General features: G+C 32.1%; 19 protein-coding genes. 7 read left to right on the top strand and 12 right to left on the bottom strand.

Annotated features, from left to right (window positions below; all coding sequences use genetic code 11):
• The gene (locus tag JBL43_RS13415) at positions 1-1,722 is read right to left on the bottom strand and encodes a GMC family oxidoreductase (protein WP_198841925.1); all 1,722 of its coding nucleotides are present in this window, start codon (positions 1,720-1,722) and stop codon (positions 1-3) included.
• A gap of 161 nt (positions 1,723-1,883) precedes the next feature.
• Between JBL43_RS13415 and JBL43_RS13420 the strand changes: the two genes are divergently transcribed.
• The gene (locus JBL43_RS13420; protein ID WP_198841926.1) at positions 1,884-3,065 is read left to right on the top strand and encodes a GlmU family protein; all 1,182 of its coding nucleotides are present in this window, start codon (positions 1,884-1,886) and stop codon (positions 3,063-3,065) included.
• Between the two features lie 771 nt (positions 3,066-3,836).
• Here the strand turns inward: JBL43_RS13420 and yidD are convergent.
• The 8 genes from yidD to JBL43_RS13460 form a co-directional block, all read right to left on the bottom strand.
• Complete coding sequence (gene yidD / locus JBL43_RS13425) at positions 3,837-4,073, bottom strand: membrane protein insertion efficiency factor YidD (RefSeq protein ID WP_198842022.1); 237 nt, start codon at positions 4,071-4,073, stop codon at positions 3,837-3,839.
• A gap of 10 nt (positions 4,074-4,083) precedes the next feature.
• On the bottom strand, positions 4,084-5,559 hold the full coding sequence (gene cysS / locus JBL43_RS13430) for a cysteine--tRNA ligase (RefSeq protein WP_198841927.1): 1,476 nt from the start codon (positions 5,557-5,559) through the stop codon (positions 4,084-4,086).
• A gap of 273 nt (positions 5,560-5,832) precedes the next feature.
• Positions 5,833-6,783 carry a hypothetical protein gene (locus tag JBL43_RS13435; protein ID WP_198841928.1) on the bottom strand — a complete coding sequence of 317 codons (951 nt, stop codon included), beginning with the start codon at positions 6,781-6,783 and terminating at the stop codon, positions 5,833-5,835.
• Entirely contained in the window at positions 6,764-7,309 is a 546-nt protein-coding gene (locus JBL43_RS13440; RefSeq protein ID WP_198841929.1) for a ribosome small subunit-dependent GTPase A, read from the bottom strand. The genes JBL43_RS13435 and JBL43_RS13440 overlap by 20 nt, the downstream gene beginning before the upstream one ends.
• Positions 7,302-7,781 (bottom strand): RNA polymerase sigma factor, encoded by a 480-nt coding sequence (locus JBL43_RS13445; RefSeq protein ID WP_233098779.1) that lies wholly within the window; start codon positions 7,779-7,781, stop codon positions 7,302-7,304. Before JBL43_RS13445 ends, JBL43_RS13440 begins: the two co-directional genes overlap by 8 nt.
• A 394-nt stretch (positions 7,782-8,175) precedes the next feature.
• Positions 8,176-9,270: a peptidylprolyl isomerase gene (locus JBL43_RS13450; protein WP_198841931.1), complete on the bottom strand. Its 1,095-nt coding sequence runs from the start codon at positions 9,268-9,270 to the stop codon at positions 8,176-8,178.
• A 1-nt stretch (position 9,271) separates the two neighbouring features.
• Positions 9,272-9,829 carry a gliding motility-associated peptidyl-prolyl isomerase GldI gene (gene gldI, locus JBL43_RS13455; RefSeq protein WP_198841932.1) on the bottom strand — a complete coding sequence of 186 codons (558 nt, stop codon included), beginning with the start codon at positions 9,827-9,829 and terminating at the stop codon, positions 9,272-9,274.
• Complete coding sequence (locus JBL43_RS13460; protein WP_198841933.1) at positions 9,819-10,850, bottom strand: DHH family phosphoesterase; 1,032 nt, start codon at positions 10,848-10,850, stop codon at positions 9,819-9,821. Before JBL43_RS13460 ends, gldI begins: the two co-directional genes overlap by 11 nt.
• Positions 10,851-10,973: 123 nt before the next feature.
• Here JBL43_RS13460 and JBL43_RS13465 point away from each other — a divergent pair, with 123 nt between their 5' ends.
• Positions 10,974-11,393, top strand: a complete 420-nt coding sequence (locus tag JBL43_RS13465) for a nucleoside-diphosphate kinase (RefSeq protein ID WP_198841934.1) — start codon at positions 10,974-10,976, stop codon at positions 11,391-11,393.
• Between the two features lie 127 nt (positions 11,394-11,520).
• On the opposite strand, the gene JBL43_RS13470 is transcribed toward JBL43_RS13465, so the two are convergent.
• The 3 genes from JBL43_RS13470 to recF all read right to left on the bottom strand — a co-directional run bounded on the left by JBL43_RS13470 (position 11,521) and on the right by recF (position 16,880).
• The gene (locus JBL43_RS13470; RefSeq protein ID WP_198841935.1) at positions 11,521-15,426 is read right to left on the bottom strand and encodes a RemA C-terminal-like gliding motility protein; all 3,906 of its coding nucleotides are present in this window, start codon (positions 15,424-15,426) and stop codon (positions 11,521-11,523) included.
• Positions 15,427-15,494: 68 nt separating this feature from the next.
• Positions 15,495-15,794, bottom strand: coding sequence for a DciA family protein (locus JBL43_RS13475; RefSeq protein ID WP_198841936.1), 300 nt, complete (start codon positions 15,792-15,794; stop codon positions 15,495-15,497).
• Between the two features lie 3 nt (positions 15,795-15,797).
• Positions 15,798-16,880 (bottom strand): DNA replication/repair protein RecF, encoded by a 1,083-nt coding sequence (gene recF / locus JBL43_RS13480; RefSeq protein WP_198841937.1) that lies wholly within the window; start codon positions 16,878-16,880, stop codon positions 15,798-15,800.
• 103 nt (positions 16,881-16,983) lie between these two features.
• Here recF and JBL43_RS13485 point away from each other — a divergent pair, with 103 nt between their 5' ends.
• From JBL43_RS13485 to JBL43_RS13505, 5 genes are all read left to right on the top strand, one after another.
• Positions 16,984-17,757, top strand: a complete 774-nt coding sequence (locus tag JBL43_RS13485) for a tetratricopeptide repeat protein (RefSeq protein WP_198841938.1) — start codon at positions 16,984-16,986, stop codon at positions 17,755-17,757.
• 6 nt (positions 17,758-17,763) lie between these two features.
• Complete coding sequence (gene ribH, locus JBL43_RS13490) at positions 17,764-18,237, top strand: 6,7-dimethyl-8-ribityllumazine synthase (protein ID WP_198841939.1); 474 nt, start codon at positions 17,764-17,766, stop codon at positions 18,235-18,237.
• A 115-nt stretch (positions 18,238-18,352) separates the two neighbouring features.
• A complete protein-coding gene (locus JBL43_RS13495) occupies positions 18,353-18,622 on the top strand; it encodes a riboflavin synthase subunit beta (RefSeq protein ID WP_198841940.1) in 270 nt (89 codons plus the stop codon).
• Entirely contained in the window at positions 18,623-20,449 is a 1,827-nt protein-coding gene (gene mutL / locus JBL43_RS13500) for a DNA mismatch repair endonuclease MutL (protein WP_198841941.1), read from the top strand.
• Between the two features lie 20 nt (positions 20,450-20,469).
• On the top strand, positions 20,470-21,216 hold the full coding sequence (locus JBL43_RS13505; protein ID WP_198841942.1) for a rhomboid family intramembrane serine protease: 747 nt from the start codon (positions 20,470-20,472) through the stop codon (positions 21,214-21,216).

Below are 21,216 nucleotides of genomic sequence, written 5' to 3' on the forward strand. Positions count from 1 at the left end.
CTATATATTTTGTTTATTTAATTGATCAACTATATAATCACATGTTCTCCATGATAAAGCTAAAATGGTCCATGTTGGATTTTTATCTGCCTGTGAAACAAAGGGTCCGCCATCAACTATAAAAACATTATCAACATCATGCAATTGCATATATTTATTGGTCACTGATTTTTTAGGATCATTCCCCATACGGGTTGTACCTACTTCGTGAATAATCTGACCCGGTTTTAATAAGCCATAATCTCTATCTGCACCAGGTCTTTCTCCACTAATCACTTTCCCTCCCATTCCATCTATAATCTCATCAAAAGTTTCAACCATATGTTTGGCCTGTAACTTTTCGTGTTGCGACCAAGTATAATTAAATCGTAAAACGGGTATACCCCATTCATCTACCATATCAGGATCAATTTCACAATAATTATCTTCTCGTGCAATACATTCTCCTCTACCCGCCATGCCGACAATTGAGCCGTAAAAACGTTTAACATCATCGCGTAAGGCATTGCCATAACCCCCTATTTCTCCTCCAATATATTCATTAAGATTGTTGGCGTTGAAACCAAATCCATATGATGGCATACCTAAACCTCCCCAAACTTCAACATGATACCCTCTCGGAAAATCTAACTTTTTATCATTACCCCACCAAGGTGAATATACATGTAAACCACCAACGCCATCTTCATTATATATTTTTCTATTCATTAATTCTGGCACAAAGCCCACACGGTCAGCCCCAGTAGAATCATGAAGGTATTTACCTACCATTCCGCTACTATTACCTAAGCCATTTTGATGTGTTTTACTTTTTGAATTCAATAAAATTCTTGCTGTACTACATGCAGAAGCTGCTAAAACAACTATTTTAGCATTAAGTTGATATTCCTTTCTATCTTTTTTATCGATATAAATGACGCCCGTAGCTTTACCACTATCATTTGTAACCACTTCTCTAACCATAGCATCTGTAAACAAGGTTATTTGTCCACCCGATTTTTGAGCTGGAAAAATAAGACATGATCCCGATGAAAAATCGGCATAAACACTACAACTTCGGCTACATTGGCTGCAGTAAAAACAGATTCCTCTATCTTCATTTATTTTTTTGGTAAGAATAGAAAGTCTTGAGGGAATAACAGGAATACCCATTTTTTCGGCACCCTTTTTATAATACATTTCATGCAATCTAGGTTTCGGAGCTGGCAAGAAAAATCCATCTGGCTCATTCGCAATACCTTCTTTACTGCCAAAGACACCAATTAATTTATCAACCTTATCATAATATGGTTTTACATCTTCATATGAAATCGGCCAGTCATCACCTAAACCATCATGACTTCTTCGTTTAAAATCTAAAGGACCGAATCGTAAAGATATGCGTCCCCAATGATTGGTTCTTCCACCTAACATCCTAGACCGAAACCATTCAAATTCAGTTCCATTTTTTCTAGTGTAAGGTTCTCCTTCAATTTCCCATCCACCATAAGCGGCATCAAATTCACCAAAAGCTCTTGTAGTCCCTGCTCCTCTTCGCGGTGATTCATAGGGCCACTTTAGTTGATTCTTTTGTTCTGCATCTGCCGGATCAAAATGTGGACCTGCCTCAACAACCGCTATATTTAGACCTGCTTCTGATAGTATTTTTGTCGCCATTCCTCCTCCAGCACCAGACCCTACAATAATTACATCAAACTCTTTGGGTGATTTTTTTATTTGCATATATGATGATTGATTTTCATTAAATTGACTTAAATAGTTCGCTATAATGCAAAGAATTTAAGTCAGTTCTTCAAATATAAGTAATCTAACTAACATATTATTTTACCTTAACAATAATATATTTATTAATTAGTTCTATTATTGCAAAATAATAGAACTCAATGAACTACATCTTATTTGACGGAAATGTACGCAACAATTTATTGCCATTTACCTATACACGACCCGTTGCCGATATTAGAATTGGTATTTTAACCATTAGAGAAAAATGGGAAAAACACTTAGGTCTGACGACCACCACATTAACCGAAGACTATTTAGAAGAAAAATATCCAATGGTTGAAATGGAAACAAATGTAATGCTAAATGCTTCATTTTTACCTACCGAACAATTGGTTGAAATGGTACAAACATTACAAGAAAATCAGGCAATCTATTATAAGGATGAAATTGTTGCCTTTTTTACAACTGAAACGCAAGAAGAAGTTGATTTTGATGCTTATGAAGCCATTATCTATAATGAAGAATTGCTTCAATTAAAATGTGTAAGTGATATTTTTTCATTGAATGAAAAAGCAATTCAAAGTGATTTTCACCTCGTTACTAATGGTAGAAAATCAGAGCCTATACCTGACACCGTAAATTGTATTAATAAAGAAAATATTTTTCTTGAAGAAGGTGTAGAAATAAATTTTGTTACGTTAAACGCATCAAGCGGCCCTATATATATTGGAAAAGATGCTAGTATTTGGGAGGGCTCTACAGTAAGAGGACCATTGGCTCTGTGCAATAATGCCGTTATAAAAATGGGAACAAAGGTTTATGGAGCTACCACTTTGGGTCCGTTTAGTAAAGTGGGCGGTGAATTAAGTAATGTGGTTATTTTTGGATATTCAAGTAAAGGTCACGACGGTTATTTAGGCAATTCTGTAATTGGGGAGTGGTGTAATCTAGGTGCGGATACTAACAATTCAAATTTAAAAAATAATTATGCACACGTTAAATTATGGGATTATGAAACTGATCGCTTTGAAAGCACAGGTTTACAATTTTGTGGCTTAATGATGGGCGACCATTCTAAATGTGGAATTAATACGATGTTTAATACGGGTACGGTAGTTGGTGTTAGTGCCAATGTATATGGTAGTAATTTCCCTAGAAACTTTATTCCTTCTTTTTCATGGGGTGGTGCCTCTGGTTTTACTGAGTATAGAATGAATAGAGTTAATGACGTAGCAAAAATGGTAATGCTTAGAAAGCATGTCATATATACGGAACAAGATCAAAGGATATTACAATGTGTTTTTGAACTCTCTCAAAAGTACAGAAAACAACATCATTAAATTTCATTAAAAACATCTCGTTTAATATCAATTTTTACCGTAAAATCTTCTTCAACTCGTATTCGAAATTGGATAAATAGTCTTTTTTTTAATTTTTTCTATTTTTTTTTAGATTTACTTCCTATTTCACTTATTTACTTTTAAACTACTGTACTACAAATACTTAACCCTAACTCAAAAGAATGAAACTTGTAGTAAAACAGTAAATAATCCATAAAACAGTACTATTTATTGCATAGTACTGTAACAAAATATTAATTATCTCGTCTACTAAGTATAAATGAATATAAAATTTATAAAATGAGTCCTGAAGTTTGGGATAGAAAAACAAGAAAAATTAAATTTAAAAACAACAATTATGAAAACTACAAAAAATCGAACAAAATTAACTTTTGGAAACACTTCTAGCCGAGTTTGGAATAACAACAGACGCTATAGCTAATAAAAAAATTAAATCTAAAAACAACAATTATGAAAACTACAAAAAATCGAACAAAATTAACAATTGGAAATACTTCTAGCCGAGTTTGGAATAACAACAGACGCTACAGATAGAAAAAAAAACTAACCTTTAAAAACTATAAATTATGAACACAATAAGCAAAACAATAACTGAATCAGGAATAAATACACTTTTACCTTCTACTAAAATTAGAAAAAAAACACTTTGGACTAACTATAGACACTACAATTTCTAATAGCGTATGAAAAATGTTCAAACAAACAGCTAAAAGATAAGCCATAACTGACTTATCTTTTTTGTTTTTAACCTTATTTCTCTTTCTTATCTGGCACCGGATCATAACCACTTCTACCCCATGGATGGCAACTAAATATTCTCTTTATTGATAACCATCCTCCTTTAAAAAGTCCATGTTTTTGCAAAGCCTCCACTGTATAATGAGAGCACGTTGGTGTAAATCTACAACTTGCCGGTGTATAAGGTGAAATGACAGTTTGATAAAACCTAACAAGTAAAATAAACGGATATGTAAGTATTTTTTTAATCTGATACTATTTAAATTGCAAAAGTTGTTCCGTCTTTTCCATCCTTTAACTGGACACCAGCAGCTGCCAATTGATCTCTTATTTGATCAGACAATGCCCAATCTTTATTAATCCGAGCTTCATTACGCATATCAATCAATAATTCTACAACATTACTCAATTTTTCTGAACTATCCGTTGAAGTAACATTTTCTAGACCTAAGACATCAAAAATAAATGTATTAAAAGTAGCCTTAAATGTTTTTAAATCATTAGATGATAAAGTCTCTTTTTTCTCCACTAACAAATTTATAGTTTTTACACCTTCAAATAAATTTGCGATTAAAATGGGACTATTAAAATCGTCATTCATGGCATTATAACAACTCTGAATCCATTCAGAAATATCTATTGAAGACGCATTACTTTCTTGTATATTATCTAATAAATTAACTGCATTCATTAAACGATAATACCCTTTTTCAGATGCCACTAAAGCGTCATTTGAAAAATCTAAGATACTTCTATAATGTGCTTGTAACATAAAAAAGCGTGCTACAGTAGCAGGAAAAGGCTTACTTAAAATAGCATTATTACCGGTAATTATTTCTTCAGGTAAGATATAATTACCGGTTGATTTTGCCATTTTTTTGCCATTCAAAATCAACATATTTCCATGCATCCAATACTTAACAGGAGTTATATTATTGTGAGCTTGAGCTTGTGCTATTTCACATTCATGATGTGGGAACTTTAAATCCATTCCTCCTCCATGAATATCAAATTGTTCGCCCAAATACTTTGTACTCATAGCGGTACATTCTAAATGCCATCCGGGAAAGCCATCACTCCATGGAGAAGGCCAACGCATAATATGCTCTGGTTGAGCCTTTTTCCACAAGGCAAAATCTTGAGGGTTTCTCTTTTCAGACTGTCCATCTAAAACACGGGTGTTATGAATGGCATCTTCAATATTTCTTCCACTTAAGATACCATAATGTTCTTTCTCATTATACTTTAAAACATCAAAATATACAGAACCATTCACTTCGTATGCTAAGCCATTATCAATTATACTTTTTATAATCTCTATCTGTTCAATGATATGCCCCGTAGCGGTCGGTTCAATATTTGGTGGTAATAAATTGAATTTTCTCAATACATTATGAAAATCAACAGTGTAACGCTGAACAACTTCCATAGGCTCAATCTCTTCCAGACGTGCTTTTTTTGCAATTCTATCTTCACCAACATCAGCATCATTTTCTAAATGCCCAGCATCCGTAATATTTCTTACATAACGAACTTTATACCCTAAATGTTTAAAATAACGATATACTAAATCGAAAGACATAAAGGTTCTAACATTACCTAAATGCACATTGCTATATACCGTAGGTCCGCAAACATACATACCAATATAACCTTCGTTTATTGAAACAAAATCCTCTTTCTGATTAGAAAGTGAATTATAAATCTTTACTTTTTGTTGTTTATACAACTCCATAAAATATGCTCTTTTTTAGAAGCTCTAAAGGTAACAACATTTTAAATAGTGGCAGGTTAGAAATAGACAAAAATTAAAACCAATTCTTTTGATCCTATTTTTATTCATTTCTTGTGGGCTGATGCTTAGGCATCTCCTAAATAAAAAAATAAAACTATCCTCAAAAATTTATTGAGTTTGTAAAAATCTGTTTATTTCTGACCTGCCACTGTGTACTAAAAAACCACTAAATTTATGAAATTTAGTGGTTCAAATGAGTTAGTAATTTAAAAACTAGTTTAAGAAACTTAACGTGCCATATTTTACATTCATTTTGAATTTCGCATCCTTTGGAGCCTTAATAATTATCGTTCTTTTTACTTTTACTTTTTCTCTGTCTCCTAAAACACCAATTATAATATTTCTTTTTTCATTAGCTTCAGCTACATTTACTCGCAATTTACCATTAATAACAACTTGATCTTTTCTTTCTTTAGCTTGTTGTTTTCTAAGTTCAATTTGCTTTTTTATCAACTCTTTACGTTGTTCTACATGTTTCTTTTGTTGCTCTGCCATTTTTTCCAGTTCAACCTTTAATACTGCTGAATGTTCTTTTGTATTTTCAGCATCTTTTTCCCAATTTACTTTATTTTTTTCTAATTTTTTTTCCATTTCTTTTTGCCATTCTTTTAAATAGCCTTTGTCCTCTTTATATTTTTTATAATCAAATTTGGGCAACTTCTCCTGAAAATGAAAATCAAAATCTAACACTACAGGTAATTCAGGCGATTCTGGAAAAACCATAATATCATTATTTAATTCTATTAGATTATCTAAGTTTACCTCAGGGAAATTATAATCATAGTCTTCATTGAACCTTCCTTTCACAATAATTCTGTTATTACTATTAATATTATCAGATGAAAAAAAGTAATTTGCTCCGCCATTCGATTTTGAGGAAATTTCCACTTCACTTTTATTTCCAACTGCATTGAATATCCAATTATCTAAGGTTCTTTCTGCTTTTTCATCTTCCGCACCTTCTACTTCTATAATGGCTTCAATACTTACTTTGTTTTTACTCCATGTTTCAATTTTCACATCAGTATTTCTTGTATTTACGTCAATTATAACATCTTTGTTTGTATTAAAGTCTTCGTTGTATGTTCTTCGATGGTTTTGAGCACCAATGGTTGTACTAAGCATTAGTAGTAACCCTAATATTTTATATAGTGTTGTCTTCATTTTGAATTGTTTTATTTGATTTAATTTCTTTGAGTTTATCTTTTAATTCCAATAGAAGTTGCAACCTTAATTGTAAATTATTTATTAATGCATTTACGATGTTTTCATTAATATCGTCAGTAATTAGCTTTTTGCTCAACACTTTATAATCATCTGACAACACTGATACTTTTTCTAAATAACTATCTAGTATTTCTTTATTATCGTCAGTGACTTCAATTCCGAGTAATTCATAATTGATTGCCGTTTCATAGTTATTTTCTATTTGTTTTAATTCTGGAGATATAGCGGCGAGGTCGATTTTTTCATCAATTACCTCTGTTTGAATGTCATTATTTCCAATTAAAAAATATCCAGCACTTATCAATACCAAAATGGATGCGGCTATTTTTAGAAACAAATAATTTTTCCTTTTTTTAGGTTGTTGTTTTTGCAACCTGTTTTCAAAACGTTGTCTATGATTAGATAACATTTCTAGCTTTTCACCTTCATTTTCTTTTATGATTTCTTTTATATCTTTAAGCATAGTTTTTTTGTTTTAGCATTTCCTTTAATTTATTTTTTGCTCTAAATAATTGTGATCGTGATGCTACTTCAGTTATATTTAGTATTTGAGCAATTTCTTGATGATCATAACCTTCTAATAAAAATAGCTTTAAGGTAATTTTATAATTTTCAGCCAATTGTTCAATCGCATAATAAACTTGATCTATAGAAATGGAACTTTGAACCTTCCAATTATCCTCATCTGATAATTGTAAATGATTTTCATTTATTTCAACAATTGTCAGTTTTCTCCTTTTTAAGTAATCTAAACATTGGTTGATTACAATTTTTTTTAACCAAGCTCCAAAGGCAACACTTTCATTAAATTGATTTAATTTTTGAAAAGCTTTTATAAAAGATTCCTGCATCATATCTTCTGCCAACGCTTTATCTTTCATAAAATTAAATGCTGTTTTAAACATTGCATCACAATACAAATCATAAACTTTCATCTGTGCTTTACAATTGTTTTTTTTGCATTTAATAATTAGATCTCTATGCAAGAATTTGGTTTGATTCATTATAGCTATTGGCTATTTCTATTTGTTCAATTATTTCTTAAACTCATATTAAATACGATGAAAAAAAAGTAGTGTTGCACTTTTATCAAAATATTATTTTAAATCTACAACAATTCCCTCTTATTACTAAAAGTCATAAGTAGGTACAAAATATTAATTAAGATTGTAAGTATAGGTGAATTTATGGTAATCGAGAAAGTAAGTATCGCTAAATAAGAGTTGTTCCTGCTAAAAAAAGTATGGCAAATTAGACAATAGTAGACCTATCAAATATTCCCGGTTATTGGCTGTAATGGCCTATCGAATCAATCAAATAAAATTGTAATTATTCTACAATTTCTAATTCAAATATTAAATCTGTATCTGGTGGTATCGGCCCACGCCCTTGAGTTCCATAGGCTAAATGAGAGGGAATAAAAAGCATTACTTTATCTTCAATATTCATTTTTTGTAAACCTTCCTTAAATCCATGTATTAGTTCCGCATCTGGACTATAATCCATTTTTTTAGGATTATAACCACCTCTTGCTTCTACTTTAGGATCGTATTTTAAATAAAGTTCAGCTATTTCTTTATTATTTGTAGTAAAAAGCTCTCCCGAATTAAAATAACCTGAATAATAAACATTAACCGCAGTACCTAATTTAGGTTTTGCTCCTTCTCCTTTATGTATAAAATAAATTTTTAGTCCTGAGTGCAAACTATCCGCGTTTGCCTCAAAGGTTTCTTTTTGCTTTAAAAAATTAGTTTTAGCCGTTTTGGCCATTTCTTCTTTTATTTCAGCTTCTTTTTCTAATTTCTTAAAATAGTCACCAAATATTTTTGGTGCATTAAACTTCTTTGATTCATTTCCTATTCTAATAATTTGAACTTTGTTTATTACATCATCCTTAGCAATAGAATCTAATACTTGTGCACCTTCTACAACATTTCCAAAAACGGAGTGTACGCCATCTAAATTTGGAGCATCTTTTAAGGTAATAAAAAACTGACTCCCGTTGGTATCAAAACCAGCATTGGCCATGGATAAAATTCCTTTTTTACTATGTGTTAGAATTAGCTCGCCATTGTCATCTAAAGGAAACTCATCTTCAAATTGATAACCTGGCCCTCCAGCACCCGTTCCTTGAGGATCGCCTCCTTGAATTATATAGTCTTTAACAACCCTATGGAATAATAATCCTTCATAAAAATGCTTATTCCTAAATCTTTTAGCTACATATGGATTCGTTCCTTCCGCTAAGGAAACAAAATTTGACACCGTAATTGGTACTTTTTTATATTCCAATTGCACTAAAATGGAGCCTTTATCAGTTTGAATATCTGCATACAATCCCTTTTCCAAATCAGTATAGTTGTTTGATTTACAGGAAGAAATAACAACTATAACTACGAGAAAAAAAATCTTAGCTATTCTCATTTTACTTATTTTTAAGAACTTTAGTTAAAGTAACCGTGTACTGTAACGGTTGGTTAGAATTAATTTTTTGATATCCAGAGTACCCATATGCTTTATGAGATGGAAATAAAAAAGTAACCGTCTCACCTTCTTTCATTAGTTTAATTCCATCTTGTAAACCTGTAATAAGTTCCTGCTTGTCGACAAGATAATTCTTCTCACCTAATTCTTCTTTGGTATAAATCGTTTTATTATTTACATCTTTAATTTCGTAGGTGAAAACTACTTCATCTCCAGTTTTTGGTAAATCGATTATTTCAGTATTTTTTATATTGTAGTAATACCAAAACCCTTTTTCAGAAGTAATATATTCTTTTGTAGTGTCAGATTGCATTAATGCAATTAACGCCTCTTCTTCTACTTTGTTGATAATTTTATTTCGCTCAATTGACTCCTCTAAAAAAGAAGATGTTTTTTGGACAACTGGTTTTCTGGGTTGTGGAGTTGTACATGAAATTATTAAAGCAAGTAAACTTATGCTAAACCCAATGGTTAAAATATTTTTAATTTTAGTATTCATAAGAATTTTCTAATTCATTTTTATAATCTGGTAAAAGTTCCATAAAGTGTTTCACTGTATCTTGCAAAGGAATTTCGCTTCTACCACCTGCAGCATTTAAATGACCGCCACCGTTAAAATGATTACGAGCAAATTCATTTACAGAAAATTTTCCTTTGGATCGTAAAGACATTTTAATAATACCTTGCTTTTGATCTTCAATAAATATAACGGCAAAAACAATACCTGCAACAGACAATCCATAATTTACAAAACCTTCTGTATCTCCTTTTTTGAAATTCTTACTATTGAGTTCCTGCTGAGAAATGGTAATAAATGCCGTTCTATATTCATGCATTACCTTTAAATTACTTAATGCTGTACCTAGTAATTGTAAACGACTATAGGTGTTTGTATCATATAAACGGTTATGTATTTTTGTATGATCAATACCTACATCCATCAAATTGGCTATAATTCGGTGCGTTGTACTTGAAGTCGCTTGATATTTAAACGAGCCTGTATCAGTAAGAATTCCCGTATAAATACAACTGGCAATATCTTTATCAATACTTTCTAACGCATCTACTTTATCCATAAAATGATAAATCATTTCACAAGTAGAGGCTATAGAAGCATCTGAGTACATATACTTGGCGTAATCATCTGGTTGTTCATGATGATCTATCATTATGTATATGGGACTAATTCGTTCTAAAACATGCTCCATTTGATGCCCTACCCTATGCAGTGCATTAAAGTCTAGCGTAAAAACAATGTCAGCTTCCTCTAAGAGTTTTGTACCTTCTTCAACATTTTCATCAAATACAATTATTTTATCCTGATTTGGCAACCACTTTAAAAAGTCTGGACAATCATTTGGAGAAACTACTTTAACTTCATGATTTCCTATTAATAAATAATGGTATAAAGCTAAACTAGAGCCATATGCGTCACCATCTGGATTTCTATGTGAGACAATAACTATTTTTTTAGGAGTAGATAACAACTCCTTTACTTCTTGTATATCTTTCGTATTCATTGCTCGCGAATATACAATATTTTAATATTTTTTATCCTTTAGTATTAAAACAAAAAGTTAAAATGAATTCGTTTTTTTTAATAAAACGATTACTTTTGCATTTCAATAAAAGAAAATTTAAAAATGACAACAAACAGAACTTTTACAATGCTTAAGCCTGATTCAATTGAAAAAGGTAATATTGGAGCTATTTTAGAAAAAATAAATGCTGCAGGATTTAGAATCGTAGCCATGAAATTAACTCAAATGACGGAAAATGATGCGAAAGCATTTTATGCGGTTCATAATGAAAGACCATTTTTTGGCGAGTTAGTTGAATATATGACACGCGGACCTATTGTTGCAGCTATTTTAGAAAAATCTAATGCTGTTGATGATTTTAGAGCGTTAATTGGAGCCACAAACCCAGAAGACGCAGCTGAAGGTACAATTAGAAAATTATTCGCTACATCTATTAGCGAAAACGCTGTTCACGGAAGTGATAGCGATGAAAATGCAGCTATTGAAGGTGCTTTTCATTTTGCTGGACGTGAGATGTTTTAATATTAGAAATAATATACTTTAAGTATAAGTGACTTATTCTCATATCTTAAAAGAAAACATATAGAACAAAAAAAATGCCTCGTATTTACGAGGCATTTTTTATTAATTCACTGTAGATTAAGTATTCTTAATACTTAATTGCTTTTTTACTGATTTCAGTTCCATTTTCAAAAGTAGTATTTAAAATCAATACCGTACCTTTTCTAATATTCTGAGTATTTACTCTGAACTCACTTTCATTTGGTAACATATTCACTAGTAATCTACCAGTTATATCATACATTTTCAATTCTTTAACAACCGTTTTAGATTTTACCAACAACGCATCATCTTCATTTATAACGACAAAGTCATTGTTTAAATCAAAATCATCAACACCTAAAGTTGCTTTAGTAAACTGAAGTGTAAATCTATCATCTGAAGTATAACCATCATTGAAATCTACGGGTACTGATACATCAAAGTTATAAGCACCTTGTTTTAAATCATGAGTTATGTTTAATTCATTATCTACTAAGTAGATATCATTATCTCGCAACACTCCTTCAAAACGATCTATACTTATAGAATATGATACTGTAGCATCTTCTATATAGGTCTTAAATGCCAATGGTACTTTTTTCTCAACTGAAAAACTACTCAATCCTTGAATACCATAATTCAACGTGTCAATTTTTGAATATAAATTTACATAGCCTTCACTTATTTTTATACCATCATAAGCTCTATCAAAACCATCGGTAGCATTTTCAGCAAACCCAACTAAAATTTGACTAAAAGCACCTCCAGTACTACTTTCCATATTTAACCAAATTCTGTCCTTTTCTACTACAGATGAAGACTTTTTTGTATCCGTACCTCTAAAAAATTCTGTGTTACCACCTTTAATACGCATACCATCAGTGAACGTTACATTCTGTATGACCGAGTTGGTTTGAACCATAAACCCTTGACCTGAACCTATTATTCCATTTGGTGTAGGCCCTCCTGTATCTGCTGGTGCACCAGCTAGACCGCCCAATAAATTATACGATGCATAATCATCATTCGTATATTGTTCACCCGTTGTACTTTGGTTATTTGCGGTATTATGTGTCCAAAACCATATAGTCCCATTTATTGAAACCACATTATTACCATCACTAATAAATTCATCTGCATCAATTGCAGAAGGATAAGGGTTACCCACTAAATTTAAATCATCATTTGAATTGCCATTATTATTAAAAATAATGTCATTTCCTCCTGCATCCAAATCCGTTGAACCATTATTTGGTGTACCCGTAAAGGACACCGTTGCTTGCATAGGATAAGTTCCTGCTTCTGGAGATTGTGATATATAACCTTTACCTGGTTTCATTGCAAGACCTGCAGCCGGAATCCACTCTCCTAATGCCTGACTTCCTCCATATAAAATGTCATTACTTGCAGACTGATCCCAATAATACAATCTAGTTTGCTGATAAGTTCCTGGAGCAAATACACTTGACATATTTGCACTCTCTACTGGAGATGACCAATACGTATAATCATCACTATCATTTAATAATGTAGTTGTTTCTAATTTAGTAATAACGCCTGTAACTGAAACTGGATCTGTACCAGGGGCTAATACATTTACGGAATACAAAGATTCTTGATCACCAATGGTAAATGTGCCATTTACTACCAAATTATCATTTACCTCTACATAATTGGAAGTACCACTATTAAAATTAAGATTACCATTAACTGTTAGATTACATGCTCCGAATGACCCATCAGTAGCATTATATGTTCCATTAACAATTGCATTTCTTGTTCTACCCGGCGTACCATTACTCCATGCAGTTGTCCATACAGTTGAACCTAACAATTGTGTTCCTAAAGCAATATTACTGTCCGGGTCAGCTGTATTCACTTCATCTAAAAATAACTCGATATAATTACTACTATCAAAAACCAATGATGGTTGTTGAGTAGTACCACACCCTTTAATTAGACTTTTATTACTTCCCCAAACTGGTGGAAAGCCTGTCGACGGAGGTACAACTCCTACAATATCAATTCTGTCATTATAACAATTTACTCCCGTAGACGTAGAAATTAAAATAACATCATTACCCGTAAAATTACATACGGCTGTTGGTATAACGTGTGCAGTACCTAAATTGGCAGCACCTGGTAAAAGAGGCGTCCCCACGTTATTTCTAAAAAGTATAACTTCTCCTGGCTGTATTGCCCCCAATGCACCGCTAATTCCTACACTCTGTGCAGGAGCCTTTGTATTTATTTGTCCTTCTCTTGTAAATGTATTTTCATATAAAGCTAGGTTGTAAACTCCAGCCGTAATTATTTGCGTTGAAATATTTTTAACTTCTATCCATCGGTCATTCCCTGCCCCTTCATAGTATTGTGTAATCATAAGCGGACTACCTGTATTTGTATCTACAGCGGTACCTGAAATAGCAAAGGTGTACGGATTCTCATCACTATCGTCATTGGCAATAGAAACCGTTGCATTTCTAGTAGTTAATGCCACACCTGTAGGGTCAAAAATTATTCCGAATGTTGTACTTCCTGATGCAGCGATGGGACTTGTAGGTATTGCTATTAAAGTAAAGTCAGCAGCATCTACACCTGAAATAGTTACATAAGGACTTGGGTCTGTTAAAGTCAAATCTAACGTACCATTATTTTCAATGGTAAAAACATGTGTTACACTCCCTGTAGAAACATCTATAGCACCAAAATCAGTATCATTTGCAATACTTGTGGTAAGGTCTCCATTATTAACAGGATTTCCTAAACCAGTTATGTCCATTTCTGGACCAGGTACAATACCATTACCTTGTATTAAAAAAATAAAATTTAAATCGGTTGTATCATCACTGTCAATTCTAATTGTTGCAGTTTGAGGCCCAGTACTAGTTGGACTAAAAGTAACATCAAACGTTGTTGAACCAGAAACCGGTATTGGGCTCGTTGGTAAATTAGAAACTACAAATTCACCTGCTCCAATAATACCTACAATAGGTACACCCGTTAAATTTAAAGGGGCGGTACCCGTGTTTTCAATGGTAAATGTATGTGTAATACTTGATGCTATCGCCACATTACCGTATTCCGTATCATCAGTCACTGTTGGTGAAAAATCAAAATTTGCAATAGGGTTACCTAAACCACTGACTTCAATCTCTGGTGTATTAACAACCCCTGTTCCTGAAATTTGATATAAAAAGTTAGTATTCGCAGCATCATCACTTTGTATAATCACGTTAGCAGTATAATACTGGGAAGCTGGAGTAACTGCAGGTGTAAACTCAACATCAAACGTACTAAAACTACCAGCCGGAATCGGCGTAGTAGGAAAACTAGTTACATTAAATGTTCCTGCACCACCCGGTACATTTACAACAGGAGAACCTATCAAGTTCAATGGAGCTGTACCTGAATTTGAAATGGTAAACGTATGTGTTTGAGAACCACCAACCGTAACATTACCAAAACTAGTGTCATCAATTATACTTGGAGTTACATCAAAGTTCGCTATTGGCACTCCTAAACCACTAAGAACAATTGTAGGTGATGTCGCGGGCGGAGTTGTAGCAGTACCCTTAAAATTTAGAGAATGACTAGTACTTGTACTTCCCAGCAAACCGAATTTAGTTGCGATTAAATTTTGAGTAGCAAGTTTTATACCTATAGGACTTACTGGATTAAAAGTAATTTCAAATGTTCTTGATTGGAATCCTGGTATAACTAAATTCACATTTGGGCTTCCTCCAGTAGTACCTGTAAAATCAGTAATAGCCCCTGTCATTCCATTATCAGAAATTGATATTAAACTTAAGGTGTTGTTTGAAACTGTAAAAGTATGTGTTACAACAGCAGCACCTATATCTAGTGAGCCAAAATCTGTATCATCGGTTGGAGTAGGGACGTTAGAACCATTACTTGATATGGTAATCCCAAGTCCTGTAATGGTTATGTCCTGAGCCTGCACAAAGAAAACTGCAAACAAAGCCATTAAACATAGTAATTTTTTCATCATTTTTTATTAGTGTTAGCGTCTTTAGAGACTTTTTCTTATTTTGCAAATATACTAATTATAAACAAATGTTAATTAAGCTTAACGCTTTTTATTAACATTTTATTTAACTTTTCGTTTAAAAGTTTTACAATTTTTTCTTTTCCATAACTTAGCTCTTCTCGTAAAACCGAAGAATTCAGCTTTACCGTTAAAATACCATTTCTAAATTGCACGTCAGTGGTGTAACTTACTACTCCACTCCCCATTACCTCTGCCCAAGCCTCTTTTATCAATACGAGATCAATACCTTTTTGTAATTTATTTTCGCCCAAAACGTTCTCCATTACTTCTTTTATCGATAAAAATTCGTTATTTCTTCTGTTGCTCATAGTCTAGTTTAATTCAAACATTTTATAGGGTTGATCTGTTTTTTTAATTACATTTTCAGTCCTTTCAGCATGTGTGTCTGTAATAAATATTTGTCCAAAATTGTCATCATTAACCAAATCTACAATTTTTGACACTCTATTTTCATCTAATTTATCAAAAATATCATCTAACAACAATATAGGTGTTTTTTTTGATTGCATTTGAATAAAATCAAATTCTGCCAACTTTAATGCTATAAGATATGTTTTTTGCTGTCCTTGCGATCCAAACTTCTTTATAGGATACTCCTCTATACTATATAACAAGTCATCACGCTGAATTCCTACCGAGGTGTATTGTAAAACCCTATCTTTTTCTAAACTATTTTGCAATAACTCTTCAAAATCTGTTTTATCCAACTGACTTTTATAGGTAAAACTAACATTTTCCCCTTCACTACTAATGTGTTTATGTCTTCTTTCTAATATTGGAGCAAAATCTTCCGAAAATTGTTTACGTTTTTTATAAATTTTATCACCAAAATTGATGAGTTGCTTATTATAAACATCAATATTCAAAGCGTCAAAAGTATGGTTAGATGCAAAATATTTTAATAAGGCATTGCGTTGTGAAAGTACTTTATTGTAACTAATCAAATCTTGCAAGTAATACTTATCTGATTGAGCGATGACACTATCCATAAATTTACGTCGAACATCACTACCTTCACTAATTAAATTCGTATCATTTGGAGAAATAATGACGACGGGAATCAACCCAATATGCTCAGAAAGCTTTTCATAATCTTTCCCATTCCGTTTTACAACCTTTTTCTGACCTTTTTTAAAACTGCAATTAATTAACTCTTCCCTTTCGTCAAGATTAAAAAGACCTTCTACCACAAAAAATTCCTTTTCATGTTGAATGTTCTGGCTTGCTATACTATTAAAATACCCTTTTGTAAATGCTAAGTGATAAATTGCATCTAAAACATTTGTTTTACCTACACCATTATAGCCAACAAAACAATTTATTTTAGTATTGAATTCAAATGCTTCCGCCTCAAAATTCTTATAATTAACAAGGCTTATTTTCTTTAAATACATGTTTTATATGAAGTTCATTGCAAAAAAACGAAATTTACATCAATAATAAGAATATTATATCATAAAAAATTATACTTTTGCACCCACAAATTTTGACATAGAAATGGCAACATATAAGAAAAAAGGCAATAAGGCTAAAATTGATAAGGTTTCAAAAGTAGAAGAAGAAAGCACAACAGCAGAAGTGTTTAACACTTTAGATGAAACAGCTTCGAAATCTGAAAAATGGATTGAGAAAAATAGTAAACCTTTAATTATTGGTTTCGTAGCACTTGCGGCAGTAATATTAGGTTATTTAGCTTATAACAATTTTGTTAAGGAGCCAAAAAGTATTGATGCAGCAAATGAATTAGCGTATCCTAAAAGCTTTTTTGATCAAGCCGAATCAGGCTCTGCAACAATAGCGGTAGATTCTCTTTATAAATTAGCCCTTAATGGTGCAGACGGAAAATATGGCTTAATTGACATCATTGATAATTACGGAAGCACAGATGCTGGTAATTTAGCAAAATATATGGCAGGTATATCTTTCTTAAAAACAAATGATTATGAAAATGCTGAAAAATATTTGAATTCATTCTCTACAGATGATGAAATTTTAGGAGCTATAGCGGAAGGTAACTTAGGGGATCTTTATTCAGACACTAACCAACCTGAAGATGCTATTGACAGTTATATAAAAGCTGCTAATTTCAAAAGTAATGAGTTTACTTCTCCTTTGTATTTATTTAAGGCAGGTAACATTGCTATGGATTTAGAAAATTATACGAAAGCTGAAGAATTGTTCACTAGAATAAAAAATGAATATCCTAATTCTGATGAAGGACTTAAAATTGATATTTATTTAAATAGAGCTAGACTAGCTGCTCAAAATTAAGCCTACATGGCAACTACAAACTTATCAGATTACGATAAATCAATACTTGGCAATGCTAAAAAATTAAAATTTGGTATTGTTGTTTCCGAATGGAATACTTCAGTTACAGAAAATCTTTATAAAGGTGCACATGCTACCTTATTAGATAATGGAGCTTTGGATACTAATATCACAAGACTGAATGTACCTGGTAGCTTTGAATTAGTTTACGGAAGTAAACACCTACTTAAACAAGGTAAATTTGATGCCATAATTGCCATTGGATGCGTGATTCAAGGTGAAACTAAACATTTTGATTTTGTTTGCGAAGCCGTTTCGCAAGGCATTAAAGATTTAAATATTCAATTTGATGTACCTACTATTTTTTGTGTATTAACGGATAACACATTACAACAATCTGTTGATAGATCAGGAGGAAAACATGGTAACAAAGGTGTAGAATGTGCAGTGGCCGCCATTAAAATGGCAACATTAGCATAGTTTTAACAGGTATTTCCCTAATAAATTTTGATTGCCCCTATTTATTTCTGTAAATTTGATTTTGGTTTAATTTTTGGTGTAAATCAGCTAAATTTATAATTAAACATTAACTATTATGGGATTTATTAAACGTAAAAACAAAAAATTTGAATATTCTCCAAGATATTATAAAGGAGAGGGCAATCCATACAAGATTGAACATAAGTTTGACGAGTTTAGAACAACTGTTGGAAAAAATTCTCTAAAAACAAAATTTAGCAATGCCTTTGAAGAAACTAAAAGCTCTAAAGGCATCAATAAAACAATAGCAATTACAGTTGCTATTTTAGTGTTACTATTTCTATTTATAATAGATTTTGATCTATCCATTTTTCAAATGAAATAAATGTCAGATATCATTCAACTACTTCCTGATCATGTTGCCAATCAGATTGCTGCCGGCGAAGTGGTTCAACGTCCTGCTTCCGTTGTAAAAGAATTGCTAGAAAATGCTATAGATGCAGGTGCTACGGAAATAAAATTACTCATTAAAGATGCAGGTAAAACCCTAGTTCAAGTTATTGATAATGGCAAAGGTATGAGTACTACAGATGCTAGATTATCTTTTGAACGCCATGCTACTTCAAAAATTAGAACTGCAGAAGATTTATTTAATTTAAATACCAAAGGTTTTCGAGGAGAAGCATTGGCCTCTATTGCCGCTATTGCACATGTTGAAGTTAAAACGAAACAAGTAGATCAAGAATTAGGTACACATATAAAAATTGAAGGTAGTACGATTCAGAATCAAGATGTTATTGCTACACCGACAGGCACGAGTATTGCGGTAAAACACTTATTTTTTAACATACCTGCTCGTAGAAATTTTCTAAAATCTAATTCGATTGAATTACGTCATATAAAAGATGAATTCTATCGTGTAGCTCTTACCCACCCTTCCATTGCATTTGACTTTTACAGTAATGATAGCGAAGTACTGAATTTAAACAGTAGTAATTTGCGTCAACGCATAGTAGCTGTCTTCGGAAAAAAAATAAACGAAAAACTTGTCCCAATTCAAGAACATACCGATATTATTACAATTGAAGGTTTTGTATCAAAACCAGAATTTGCTAAGAAAAAACGTGGCGAACAATTTTTCTTTGTAAACAATAGATTTATTAAAAACGGATATTTGCATCATGCTGTAATCAATGCTTTTGATCAATTATTACCGCCAGGTCATCATCCTTCTTATTTTTTGTATCTCAGCGTTCCTCCAAATACAATTGACATAAATATTCATCCAACTAAAACGGAAATAAAATTTGAGAATGAACATGCCCTTTATGCCATTTTACGTTCTACCGTAAAGCATAGCTTAGGACAATATAATGTGTCACCTGTTTTAGATTTTAATAGAGATGCTACTATGGATGTTCCTTATTCATTTAAGGATAAGACATCTGTTTCTACACCCAAAATAACCGTTAACCCGAGTTTTAATCCTTTTGAAAGTGAGTCTAACTCAAAATCATATGACAAACCCAAAACGGCCCAATGGGAATCTTTATATTCGGGAACAGAAACAGCATTAGATGTCCAAGAAATTGAAGTGGAGGCTGATGTTGTACATAAAGATTTGTTCAATTCTTCTGAAAACGAAATAAAAGTAAAAACACTTCAAGTACATAAAAAATATATACTTAGTGTAATCAAATCAGGTGTTGTGTACATTAATCAAAATTTAGCACATCAACGAGTTTTATATGAAGAGTTTTTAACGAAAATGACTATTGAAGACACTTCTAGTCAACAATTACTATTTCCGTTAGAAATAGCTTTCAATAAAGGAGACATAACGCTTTGTAAAGAAATTCAACCCGATTTAGAAAGTGTAGGGTTTCAGTTTGACAAAATTGACAATGATACCATTACATTAGATGGAATTCCTGTAAATGTGAATCAAAACAATGTTCAAGGTTTATTTGAAGAGCTTTTTGAAGACATAAAGAATGAAATACCTGATTCTAGTTTCAGCCAATTGGATGCCATAGCTAAAAGCTTGGCAAGAAGTTTGGCTATAAAAAATGGAACCAAGCTTAACAGTAAAGAGCAAGAGGAGTTATTACAACAATTATTTTCATGTAAAGAGCCCAATCAGTCACCTTTTGGTAAAAAAACATTTATTACACTTTCTTCTGAAGAAATTCAACTTAAATTTGACAATTAAACCCTTTATAAATTACAGCAATGGGAAAAATAACTGATACGGTTAAACATATCATCATAATAAATGTGCTGCTCTTTCTAGTAGCGAGATTTGCTTATCCGCCTTTACAGGACTTATTTGCTTTACATTTTCCGACAAATCCAGAATTTGGTATTTGGCAATATGTTACACATATGTTTATGCATAGTCAACAATCCTTAATGCATATCGGGTTTAACATGTTAGGCGTTTGGATGTTTGGTAGTCCTTTGGAACAACTTTGGGGTCGTAATAAATTTATTTTCTTTTATTTTTCTGCTGGTATCGGTGCTGGTTTAATTTATAGTGCTGTAAACTACTTTCAATATACAAGTATTTATAACGATATCATTTCTATGGGATTTAGTAGTTCTGATATTCAGAATTTATTAAATACTGGAAGTTCATCTTCTGGAATATTTGATAAATTTTCTCAAGAAGAATTACTAAAATTCTACAGGCTTTATAACACGCCCGCTGTTGGTGCATCTGGTGCTCTCTATGGGGTATTGGTCGCATTTGGAATGAGTTTTCCAAATGCTAAATTGGCTTTAATATTTTTTCCAGTTCCGGTTGCAGCCAAATACTTTATTCCTGTTTTAATTGCATTAGATTTATTTTCTGGTCTCACAGGATACTCAATTTTTGGAGATGGAGTCGCTCATTTTGCTCACGTAGGAGGTGCTATTGTGGGATTAATCATTATGTTGTATTGGAAAAAGAATCAATTTAAACGGTGGGATAAATAA

The sequence above is a fragment of the Aureibaculum flavum genome, assembly GCF_016406085.1.
Lineage (GTDB): Bacteria > Bacteroidota > Bacteroidia > Flavobacteriales > Flavobacteriaceae > Aureibaculum > Aureibaculum flavum.